General features: G+C 50.3%; 7 protein-coding genes. 3 read left to right on the top strand and 4 right to left on the bottom strand.

The window, feature by feature from the left end:
• Positions 1-20 precede the first annotated feature (20 nt).
• Entirely contained in the window at positions 21-461 is a 441-nt protein-coding gene (locus tag B4W65_RS03105; RefSeq protein ID WP_088653660.1) for a dCMP deaminase family protein, read from the bottom strand.
• Positions 462-600: 139 nt separating this feature from the next.
• Here B4W65_RS03105 and B4W65_RS03100 point away from each other — a divergent pair, with 139 nt between their 5' ends.
• Positions 601-1170: an outer membrane beta-barrel protein gene (locus B4W65_RS03100; protein WP_088653659.1), complete on the top strand. Its 570-nt coding sequence runs from the start codon at positions 601-603 to the stop codon at positions 1168-1170.
• 38 nt (positions 1171-1208) lie between these two features.
• Here the strand turns inward: B4W65_RS03100 and B4W65_RS03095 are convergent, their stop codons facing one another.
• Entirely contained in the window at positions 1209-4328 is a 3120-nt protein-coding gene (locus B4W65_RS03095; protein ID WP_088653658.1) for an AraC family transcriptional regulator, read from the bottom strand.
• 285 nt (positions 4329-4613) lie between these two features.
• Between B4W65_RS03095 and B4W65_RS03090 the strand changes: the two genes are divergently transcribed.
• On the top strand, positions 4614-7823 hold the full coding sequence (locus tag B4W65_RS03090) for a pectinesterase family protein (RefSeq protein ID WP_088653657.1): 3210 nt from the start codon (positions 4614-4616) through the stop codon (positions 7821-7823).
• A 154-nt stretch (positions 7824-7977) separates the two neighbouring features.
• On the opposite strand, the gene B4W65_RS03085 is transcribed toward B4W65_RS03090, so the two are convergent.
• The gene (locus tag B4W65_RS03085; protein WP_088653656.1) at positions 7978-9171 is read right to left on the bottom strand and encodes a M24 family metallopeptidase; all 1194 of its coding nucleotides are present in this window, start codon (positions 9169-9171) and stop codon (positions 7978-7980) included.
• A 35-nt stretch (positions 9172-9206) separates the two neighbouring features.
• Positions 9207-10217, bottom strand: coding sequence for a pectinesterase family protein (locus tag B4W65_RS03080; protein ID WP_240509464.1), 1011 nt, complete (start codon positions 10215-10217; stop codon positions 9207-9209).
• Between the two features lie 196 nt (positions 10218-10413).
• On the opposite strand from B4W65_RS03080, the gene B4W65_RS03075 reads away from it, so the two are divergent.
• The gene (locus B4W65_RS03075; protein WP_146697692.1) at positions 10414-12090 is read left to right on the top strand and encodes a DUF6377 domain-containing protein; all 1677 of its coding nucleotides are present in this window, start codon (positions 10414-10416) and stop codon (positions 12088-12090) included.
• Positions 12091-12124: the final 34 nt, after the last annotated feature.

Genomic DNA, 12124 nt, shown 5'->3' with positions numbered 1-12124 from the left:
TTCCTGTAAAAATATAAACACTAGGGAATCTGAAGCACTTCAATACCGGCTCTACGGAGCAACTGAATGCCGTCCTCTACCCGATAGGACTCACTAAAAACCACCCGAACGATACCGGCCTGAATAATCAGTTTGGCACATTCGATGCAAGGAGACGAAGTAACGTAGAGGGTAGCCCCATCGCTGCTGTTGTTGCTGCGGGCAACCTTGGTTATGGCATTGGCTTCAGCATGAAGCACATAAGGCTTGGTAACATCAGCGGCATCTTCGCATTCATTTTCGAAGCCGGAGGGCGTTCCGTTGTACCCATCGCTGATGATCATTTTGTTTTTTACCAGCAAGGCGCCCACCTGACGGCGTTTGCAATAAGAGTTTTGGGCCCAAATGGCCGCCATGGCCAAATAGCGCTTATCCAGCAAATATTGCTTGCTGGTAGTATCCTTGGCTGCGTCTTGTTCCATGTAGTTGAATAAAAGTCTTACAAAAGTAACAAAGATAAACGGTTTGAGTTGGTGATATTTTCATAATTCGTAAAAAAATGAAAACTTGCACACTGTTTGATTACAAGCAAACAACTAAAACTCATTTAAACTCAAAACCATGAAGAAAAGTTTTTTTTTGTTATTGATGGTGTGCTTCACCGCTTCAGCAGCCTTTACCCAGACCAAAATGTGGGTAGGCGGAACCCTCAGCGTAGCCAGCTCGGACAATGGCACCAGCCAGTCGGCCACCACCTTTATGCCTCAGTTTGGCATGCACCTCAATGAAAACTGGTCGGCAGGAGGCAGCCTGGGCTTCAGTTCCTCCAAAACAGAAGCTGGAGGTATAGAAAGCAAATCAAACGTCACCTCCATCGTGCCCTTTGCCCGCTATTGGATCAGTCAACCCGGAACCTTCCGCTTCTTTGGCCAGGGCGAACTGCCCCTGCGTTTCTATGGTGGAGAAGTAGATGGCAACGACTTGGACAGCTACAACTCTGTGGGCCTGGTGCTGCGACCCGGTGTAGGCGTTTCGCTGAGCGAACGCTGGGGCTTAACCATGTTGATGCCACCGGTCTTTTCGTTTGTTAACACCGACGGCAACAGCAATTTTTACCTGGGCATCAACGACGGATACAATATCCAGGACTACATTCTGGATACTTCCCTGGGCATCATTTATAAGTTTTAAAGAATCGGGGGGCTGTTTGCAAAAACAGCCCCCTTTCTTCATCGGGACATCTGTGACTTTTTAAATTCACTGGGCGCTTGTCCGTACTTCTCCTTAAAACATTTACTGAAATAACCGGCATCCGAAAAGCCAGCTAAAATGGCCACTTCGGAAATGTTGTAGGCTTCCTGCTCCAATAAGCTGAGCGCCTTACGTAAGCGATATTCCTTTAGAAATTCACTGGGCGCCTTACCGGTCAGGCGCTTCATCTCCTCAAAGAATTTGCTTCTGCCCATACCCAGTCGCTGATAAACCCAGGCCATCCGAAAGCCGGGCTGCGTATGCAATTCCTCCAGTATCTTGAGCACTTCCATTAAAAAAGCATTGTGCTGCCACTGCGCAAGAACTTTATCGGCGGCCTTTTGCTCGCGCCGCTGCAGCCAAAGCAGAAGCCGTTTCCTGATCAGAAAAAGCAGTCCCACAGCCAATAAAGCATAAAGCCCATAAGCCCAGTTTTGCTGCCAGGGAGGATGCTGAATGTAGACAGGAATTTTCAAAGAAGCTGTCTTCTCCTGCAAATCGGCCTGCTCAACACCAATCTCCAAAAGATAGCTACCAGGTGGCAAACGGGCATAATCCACACGGTGCTGCTCGCCCAAACGACGAGGTGCCTCATCGTAACCCCTTAAAAAAGCCGTGTAGCTGGCCCGCTGCGACCATTGGGGATGCAAGGCAGTCCATTCAAAACCCAGGGTGTTTTGCCTGTGCTTCAACCGCAAGCCATCCATAAAGGGCAAGGCCTGCGGAAGTGCCGGGGAAGTCCCCGGCCGAAGCTCCTGTCCGTGTAGATAAAAACGTGTAAACCGCAACGCAGCATCTGCAGCTGGACTTTCGAGCGCCTCGGGCTGAAAATAGTAAACGCCATCCATAGTGCCATAATAAAGAACGCCTGAGGGCGAACGAGCCACTGCACCTTCCGAAAAAGTCGCCTCCCGAAGCGCACCCGGTAGCGCGAAGCGCTGAAAACTGTTCCTGTCGGACTGGTAACGCAACAATCCCTTACCCGACGACAGCCACAAGTCGCCCTGCAAATCGTTGCACAAGGTCAGTACCGAGGCGCCTGCTGGACCTGAAGGGTCGGCCAGTCTTTCAAAGACCCAGGGGCCCTCCGGCCCTTCCTCGGAGCACAACTGCAAGAGTCCAACACCAAGCACCGCGAGTAAAAGGATCCCCCGGGAGCTGCGACTTACCCAAAACACATCGCTGCCCTGGAATCCGGTCACCTGGGGCGACTGATGATGAAGATGCGAAAAACGAAAGGTGGAGGCCGAAGACGTGGTCCTGTCGGGCGTGCCAACCAACAGGCCCTTAGTGCTGGCCATCCAGAGTCTGTCGTCTGTGTCCACAAACAAGTGTCTTATCCTATCCGCCAAATCAACAGGGTAGCCCAGCTCTTCGGCCGACCAAATACGTCCCTGCGCATAACGGTTGAGTCCGCCCCCGAAAGTAGCCACCCAAACACCGCCACCGGCATCTTCTGCGAGACTGTAAATATGGTCACTACCGAGTCCGTTTCCGCCGTCACCCGAATGAAAATGATCTACCTTAAAACCCTCCTGCAAATTGCCACTCAGAATAAATAAACCCTGTCCACGGGTCCCCACGAAAATCCGTCCGTCGCTGTGCTCCATTAAGGCATAAATACGCCCGCTGTCCACCCCGCCCAAAGATTCCGTTTCCCATAAAACGTCTCCTGCCTCATCCATCACAAACAAACGGGGAGCCTTGGTGGCCACCCACAAATTTCCCTGGCTGTCGCACATCAGCGCCCTAACCTCATTATCTATACTCAGTCGCCCCTGCCCACCGGGCTGCCATTGACGAATTTGCGCCGAGGCCAAATCTACCTTCTCCAATCCTTTAAAATAGGTGCTCATCCACACCACATCCGCCTCATCAATGTAAAAACAATGCACAAAATTAGAAAAACGACTGTCGGGCTCACCAGGCTGGTTAAAAAACCATGCCAGGCGATCTTCTTCAGGCAAATAGCATCCAAAGCCGCCCCCTTTAAGCGTGGTCCATACACGGCCCCGCGCATCCTCCACTATCCCCATCTGCGCTTCGGAACGTAAATCTTCAGGAACAACAAGCTGCTGCAAAAAGTGCTTAACCTCCCCCTTGTCCAAATCGATTTTAAAAACTCCGGCCCGATTGGTTTCAACCCAAAGCCGCCCCCCGGAATCGGGAAAAGTCTTCAATACCATGCCATTTCCCCTTAAAGGAAAATGCTGCATCAAACGACCGGTGGCAACATCAACCACCCACACCCCCTGCCCCCGCGTTGCTGCATAAAGTTGGCCCTGATGGTTGCTGCTTAAGTGTCCCAAAGCGGACTGCCCGGGCAAGGAGACTTTCTGTAACAGCTCGCCTTCCCCACGCCACAACCACAAACTGCCTTCCTCGGTACCCAAAGCCAGGCCCTCCTGGGTTTTTAAACTACACAAGACTTTCTCGCCATCGAGAGAGAAAGCCTTCAAGAAAGAGAGCTTCTCCCCCGGACCAGCAAGATGATAAAGCCGGGCAGCACCAGGGGCCGTCAGCCAAATTTGTCCCCGCGCATCCTCTGCAAGCACCGGCATAGGCGTTGAGGGGTCCCACCCGAGATCCTCCAGCTCATATTCAACAGCTTGCACCGCCAGTCCGGTTTCCTGAGTACAAAGCTGCAAAAGATTCCCTCCCTGGGACAGCAAAAAGACACAACCATTGGAAGCAAAAAACCAGGAGGCAAGGGGACCCTCACCGGGTCCGAAATACTCCAGTTGCTCCAACTTATGACTCCACCTAAAAACCTGTTGATCGGAGGTCCACAACCACAAATACCCCAGTTTATCCTCGTGCAGGCGTTCAATCCGATTGGAGGTTCCCGGACGAAGATCTCCGGGCTTATAAACCACAAATTCTCGACCATCAAAACGATTGAGACCATCCCAGGTAGCCAGCCAAAGAAATCCACGTCGGTCTTTAAGCATGGCAGAAATATTTCCGTGCGAAAGACCATCGCGCGTGGAATAGTGCGCAAAATGTGCAGCCTGAAAAGAAGCCTGAACATCGCCATAAGAAGAACAAGCCAAAAGAATCATCAGGCTAACGAGACCTATTTTAGTATTAATGGACATGGTACGAAATTAAGCATTGGGGCCCTCAACCAAGGGGGGAGAAAATACCCCATTAAGATAGAGGATTTAATGGGGAAAAAAAGAATGCACCGCAACAAACTCCTTTAAACCGCTCAGCAACAACACCAACAGCCGAACCAGCAAAATGACTCAAACAAATGGTTTGCCTGGTATCGCCGGACAATATTACTGCTTATCCGGCAAAATTTTCAAGTCGCAAGGCCGAAAGCTCTTTACATTTAGCTCAGGTTCAACCAAATCTATTAACACAATAATTTTTAAATTATGAAAGTAAAAATCTACCCCTTGGGCACAGCCCTTCTGCTGCTGTTGACCCTTTTATCGGCCGGCCGACTGACCGCCCAGACCAAAGCAGAAGTGTGGGATTTCGGAGCAGAGGTCCTGGACACTGAAGTTTATGACAACCAGCTTAGTGTTGCCACCATCAACGGCTGGTACGACACGGGCATTACTCCCGGAAGCAACGGCAACGTACTGCCCTCGGCATGGACCGCAGGACGCGTGAGCTGGACCGGTGGCGGCAACGATCGTTTGCGCTCGACCAACACCGAACTGACCCGCTACGATGAAAACATTTCCAATTCAGATGGGTATACGGGTCGACTCTATGTCAACTCCGGCGCCAATACCACCCGCTATCTGAGTCTCCAACTGGAGGAAGACGATGAAATAAGCCTGGTGGTGAAAACCGATGCAGGTGGAAATTTGGTCTTTACCCACGAAGAACAGCCCGAAGTCCATACAGAGGAAAGGGCGCTGACTTCAGATGTAACGACCCTCGAATTTGTAGCCCGCGCAGCGGGGACCTATCGGATCTACGACAATCAGGGTAAACCCAGCTATTTCCGAATTATTCGCAAGGCGGCCCGCTACATCACAGTCAATGGCAGCATCGACCGTACGGCTGCAACTGATTTGCCGGCCAGCTATGCCTTGACTTTCACGAATGAGGCCGGCAAAAGTTGGACAACCACAGTCAGCGACGATGCTTACAGTTTGGCTCTGCCCGCAGGCTACGCTTATACTGTGGCGCTGAAAGACACCCCGGGCTTTATTCTCGAAAGCGGTGAAACACTGGCCGCCAGCGATACCGACTTTAACCACAACCTGGCCGTTAGCAGCATCGAACTGGTAAGCGTGAGTGGAGCCTTGGAAGGACTGGCCGCCGGAGACCTCATCGAAAGTCTGGTGTTTAGTCCCGCCCCAAATGAGGGCAGCGGCTTTATTCCCCAAGCCCTTGTAGATGTGGACAACAACAGCTACAGTGTTGAGCTGGAACCGGCTTGCACCTATACCGTGCACGCCACTGGGATCAACGACTACTACCTGAGCACTTCTACCATCTTGGTAAACGAAGCAGCTACGCAAAACCTGGTGTTTACCAGGAAGACCGTACACCCGGTAAGCATCACCACCACCGGGCTGCCCGAAGGGGCAGTGACCGGACTGCAACTGATTTTCAGCAACCTGAATGAGGAAGGTTACAATTACAGCTTTAGCGGCACCGATGGGATCAGCTTGCGCAACGGCATTTATGAAATACAGGTGGGTGGACTGGACAATCAGCCCCTCCAACTGGCTCCGACATCCTACCTGCAGGTGAACGACGAGGCAGCAGAGAAAAATCTGGAATTCAGACCCCTGACCACCTGGTCCTTCGACGACATGACCATCACCGCCTCAACAGCCAATTACAAGGGCTTGTTGTTGCAAGGGACATTGGCCAACGAAATTGCGAAGGGACACCTGGCGGCCAAGCCGGGAGCAAGCATTCAGGTACCTGTGGATCCAGGTCAAAAACTGGTGGTGGGCTACTACTATGCGGCAGATTTCAGCATAGAAGGGGGTCCCGCCATTACCACCGCCAGCGGAAGCACCAGTCAGCACGAAAGTGCGGAATACCTCTACCAGGGAAGTACGGCCGGCACCGTGACCCTTACCATTGGGGAGGGCGCCGGAACCACCTACCTGACCAGCATCAGCCTCCGTCCGGCGGTCGCCTACAGCGCCACCCTTGAGGTAGGAAGCAACAAAACCTACCCGAGCATTTCAGAGGCCTTGGAAGCAGTGCGTAACATGAACCGGACAGCCGACCAGCGCGTTACCTTACTCATTGATCCGGGCAACTACGAAGAGATGCTGGTGGTGGATGTGCCCTCCGTCACTTTAAAAAACGCCGGGTCCAATCCCTCCATCCAGCTGGCCAACAGCGGCGTTGACATTGAAGACGGCGCAGTACGCATCACCTCCTATTATGGTCACGGCTACAGTTACTTCAGCATGGCGAGCAACCAAAAGTGGGATGCCGATGTGCTTCGGGTGAACAAGGAAAACAATGCCTTATCCTATGAGAATAAGGGTGCGGGTACCACCAATGGGTCCTACTGGAACGCAACAGTGGTGGTGACTGCCGATGGATTTGAAGCGGAAAACATCATTTTCGAAAACTCTTTCAATCAATACATTTCACAAAAGGAAGCCAACGACGTGGTGGTTCCGTGGATCAGTGGCAGCAAGGGCGACCGTCCCACCGATTACGGAAATACCGCCGTACAGGACAAGAGCTTTGTGGAAAGAGCGGCGGCGCTTGCCATCGCGAAGGGAGCGGATAAGGTGGTCCTCAACAACTGCCGACTGGTTGGCCATCAAGACACCTTCTTTGGGGGTTCTGGTGCACGTGTAGCTGTTTACAAGGGAGCCATAATGGGTGGAACCGATTACATTTTTGGTGATATGAATGCCACATTTTATCGGAGCGACTTAGTGTTGAACACCAGCGACGCGAGCAGTGATGTAGCTTACATAACGGCAGCTCAGCAATCTGGCGGTCGCGGCTACCTGATGTACCAGTGCAACATAGTCTCTGCCGTACCGGGTCGCGACAATGCTTCGGCGCAGCCCTCCAAGCCCGGCTACTTTGGCCGCCCCTGGCAAGCCAACACCAGCGAAGTCGTGTTTTTTGAAACACAAATTGCGGCCTCTGAACATCCTGATTTCAGTGGACAGTCGCTGATCTACCCCGTGGGCTGGATGAGCACATTGGGCGGCGAATCGCCATATATGTACGAGTATGCTACTCAGGAGGCTGCAGGGGTGGACAATCAGGCCTCCCGTGCCAGCTGGTCGACCCTGCTGGAAGCTCCCCGTCTCTCCGACGATACTGAAATTACCCTTCTGAATTTCACCAAAGGAAGCGATGGATGGGACCCACTGAGTGCACTCATTGCCGACGAAACAACCGGGCTTCTTTCACCCAAAGCAGAATTGGATGTGGACCTGACTGTGCTTGGTGAAACCCTGCATGTGAACGGGGTGCAGACTCCCCTTCAAATACAGGTCTACAACCTGCAGGGCAGTTTGCAGGCCCGCTACTTTGTGAGCGGCAACGCCGTACTGTCGCTGAGCAAAGGCTTCTGGATCATCAGAGCCACAGCAGGAACCCAACAGAAAACAATGAAAGTCTGGATCCCTTAAGGTTTAGTACCTTTCAACGAGAAAAATACACTCAGCAATAAATAACAGAGGGTGTCCCGAAAATCGGGACACCCTCTTCTGCTGTAACAGGCATAATTCCGTAGAAACAAGCTGGTATATGTTTAACTCCGGGCCGCCATAAGAAAAGCCGCTTTCAGTCCACAAGCATCATACCGGGATGGCTGCCGGTAAGGCAGCGACCACCACCCTCTTCCACCACAAAAGTATTTTCGATGCCGACCATCCCCACTCCTTTTATGCCTTTTTTGGGCTCTACGGCAAAAACGGTACGGGCTTCCAGAGGCTCATCAAAACCCTCGGCCAAAACAGGCAGTTCATCCACAGCCAATCCAATAGCGTGCCCCAAAAACTTCACGCGTCGCGCACCATAACCCATAAAGTTTTCCTGAAACTGGGGCGACAAACTTTCCATAACACTGCGATAGATGTCTGATGGCCGGGCGCCGGGCTGTAGGGCTGCAGCAATCCTGTGCTGTATATCCACGCATTGCTCGTGAATCCGCAGCGCCTCATCCGGCAGGCGTCCCCCAAACTGATAAACCAGGGTTTTATCGGTATGGTATCCATTCACAGCCAGCCCCATATCCACAAAAACCAACTCTCCCTTTTTCAGGCGCCGCTCCCGGCTGCCCAAACCGGGCATGGCGGGTTGTTGACCGTAGTTCCCTCCGGGACCGTTAAAACTGGTTGGGTAAAGGGAGCTTTCGCCAAAGCCCAGCTGCCCCACCACCATTTCCGTATCGAACATGTTAAAACGGGCCACACCCATGTGCCCTTCCTCCAACATCACCCCGTACAAGCGTCCGGCCAGTTCAAACTCCGTCATTCCCTCTTCCAGAATCTCGGGGACCCGCACCTCAAGAACCCGCTGGTGGCGACGACCGGCCTCCTCCATGTGGGCCAATTCCCAAGGGCTTTTCACCGCCTTAGTCATGCCCAGGTCGTAATCCATACTGTGGTACTCCGCAAAGGGAAAGTGTTTTTGAAAACGTTGATACATCGAAAGGGGAACAAACTCCGTCTCCAAATGCACACTCCCGGGCAAGTTCGGATAGGCAGCTGCCGCATCCCGGTAACTGTTCATGGGCCGAATATCCTTAAATGCTGATTCCTCGCGGCTGCGCTCAAAGCTGCGGCGTACCCAAAGTACAGGCTCGCCTTCACGGGGCAACACCAGCATGCCCTCCGGCATACACCCACAGAAATACAACAGGTTCATTTTACTGAAAACCACGGCCATTTCCCATTTCGGATGGCGCGCATTCATGCGCTGACGGAAACGAAGCAGACGCTCTTCCAGTTCAGTTAATGGAGTAACACAAATCATTATATTCAAGTTAAATATTTATTTTGAGTAAAGTTTTACTTTAATTTATTCGAAGACTGCTGATCCTCAAGTGCTGTCGGCAACCAGGTGGATGTTCCCCGGCTGAAAAACACTTCCGGACAAAGTTCCGCAGCGGCTTTGGTGCTCAGTTGCTCCGACCAAGGCACCCTTTCACAAGTAGCCGCGCCCGCCCCCGTATTGTTGTACTCGAAATAGCGGGCACTTTTATCGCGTTGGGTGCCCGACCAGTTGCTCCAGCCTTCCGCTGCAATATGTGCACCCAGGGTAGAACTGCTCACCAAAACCCAGGCATGGTCGCGCCAGGGCCGACCCAGGTAAACCTTAGAGACGTCTTCAGCCGCGGTAAACCGACAAGCCCGGAACCAATATCCGTAGGCTTCCTTTTCAGGGGTACTGGCGGCGGTGATGTAGGAGTTGGCCAGACTGTGAATTTCGCAAGCGTCAAACAAAGCGGTGGAAGCGCCGAAAATAAAATCGGTGGTGCCGCTGATAAAGCAGTGCTTAAAATACTGTCGTGCCCCTTCTCCGGCAGCGTAAACCGTATCCTGGTGACCCAGAAAGCGACAATTCACAAAACTGCAACGATCGCCCTCCACATGCAGGGCAACGGCTTGCCCTACAGGACCAGCGGCATTTTCTACCGTAATGTTCTCCATATGAAAATCATTGGCCTCCACCTTAAGCGTATAAGTGTGAAAGGTGCTGTTGCGACCCAGGGCTATTTTATCGAAATAATCACTGTAGGTAATAATCACACTGTCTTTATTTTCACCAATTAGCGACAGATCTGTATTCCAGGAATAAACCCTTACCTTTTCTGCATAAATACCATTTTTGATGAAAATCTGAATGGGGGCATCAGGAAAAGCCTTGGTGGCATCAATGGCTGCCTGGATGCGCTTAAAATCCCCACTGCCATCGGCGGCCACTGTATAATCGTAAAAGGCCTCCGCCTTTAAACTTACAGAGCAAACAATGCCCATAAACAGCAATGAAAAGAAGCCGATCTTTTTACCTGTATTCATGTCGTCTAAATAAAATATCAACAATTAATAGAACAATTGAAACATCAAACATACCTGGTTGTATTTAAATTAGCCAGCTACCTCGATAACGCTCAAGGCGTTAACTGCAAACAAATTAAAGGTGGTGTGGCTTTGTTAAACCTTTGGGTTTGTGTATTTTTGCGAAGCCCACATTTAGAAATTTCAGTTTCCCACCATGAATCATTCTGTTCTTCTTATTATTGCGCTCTTGTTAATGAGCCTTCGCATCGATGCCAAATCTAAAGAAGTAGACTCACTGCTTTTGGTCCTCGACAAAGAAATGAAAAACAGAGCAAACTACACAAAGAAAAGGGAGACGAGAATCAGCTTTATAAAAGAGTCTTTGACCGATAATGCCGTTTCGAAAAATCGGTATGACCTTAACAACAGACTGTTTGAAGCCTACAAGCCCTTTGTTTGTGATTCAGCCATCCACTTCTTAGAACTCAACCTGAAAATATCTAAAAATCTGGGAGATAAAAACAGTTACTACGATACGGCTGTTAGGCTGGCTGTCCTTCTTTCATCCAGCGGTATGTACAAAGAAGCTGTAGATATTTTGGACCAGGTCCCTAAAGATTCACTTCCAGAAGAATTGGAGATACAGTTGTTTTACGCCTATGATCATGTCTATGGTGAGTTGGCATTTTATTCACGGTCTGAGCTACTTAAAGCCACCTACAACAAAATTGCCCATGGCTATAAAAACAAACTGCTGCAACTCCTCAACACCCAGTCGGACCTGTATTTGAGCATGTTGGAAACAAGCTACCGTGACTCAGGAAACATTGATTTGGCATTGGAAACCAACGACAAAAGAATGTCTCTACTATCACCAGAGGACCCCAGCTATGCCGTGGTTGCCTTCCACCGCTCTCTTGCCTATCATAAGCAGGGGAATCAGGTTTTAAGAAAAAAGTATCTCATTCTTTCAGCTATTGCCGACACCCAATCTGCCATCAAAGACAACGCCTCCCTTACCCTTTTGGCCAACATACTGTTTGAAGAAGGGGACCTCAAAAGAGCCTATAAATACATCAGGTACGCTATGGAGGATGCAAATTTCTATAATGCGAAACTTAGAAACATACAGATATCGGAAGTGCAACCGATCATCGACCGTACTTACAACTTGCGCAGTGAAAAGCAGAAACAGCACTTGCGTTTATTTTTGAGCCTATCCATACTGCTCTTTGTTTTCTCCATCCTGTCACTATGGATTATTAATACTCAAAAACGTAAACTTCAAATAACACATGGCAAGTTACAGAAATACAATGGACAATTGCAACGGCTAAATCTTGAACTGCAGGAGATGAACGACCGAATGCAACACATCAACAACAGTTTGGCTGAGGCCAACCACGTTAAGGAGGAATACATTGGCTTATTTTTAAACATTTGTTCTACCTACATAGATAAAATGGAAGAAATGCGAAAAATGGTCAGCCGGGAAATCACCAAAGGACGAGTGGCTGAACTGCTTACATACAGCAAGTCGGGCAGCTTCATCGACAATGAACTCAAAGAATTCTACAACAACTTCGACAACACCTTTCTCCATCTCTACCCCAACTTTGTCAAAGAATTTAACCATTTGCTGCAACCCGGGGAGCGTATAGAACTCAAACCTGGAGAATTGTTGAATACAGAGCTTCGGATTTTTGCCCTCATCCGGCTGGGAATCTCCGACAGTTCAAAGATTGCAGGATTGCTGCGCTACTCCGTCAACACCATCTACAACTACCGGGCAAAAATTAAAAGCAAATCTTTAGTACAAAGAGATGATTTTGAAAAATTGGTTATGGCCATACATGCACCGACCAAAGAAACGTACTACAGGGCACGATAACTAAAGTATTACTTTAAGCATTTTGCCCGAAGCA

This window comes from Geofilum rhodophaeum (assembly GCF_002210225.1).
Classification (GTDB): Bacteria; Bacteroidota; Bacteroidia; order Bacteroidales; family Marinilabiliaceae; genus Geofilum; species Geofilum rhodophaeum.
Note: the sequence above shows the minus strand (reverse complement) of the source record. Positions and strands in the feature narration are given on the sequence as shown.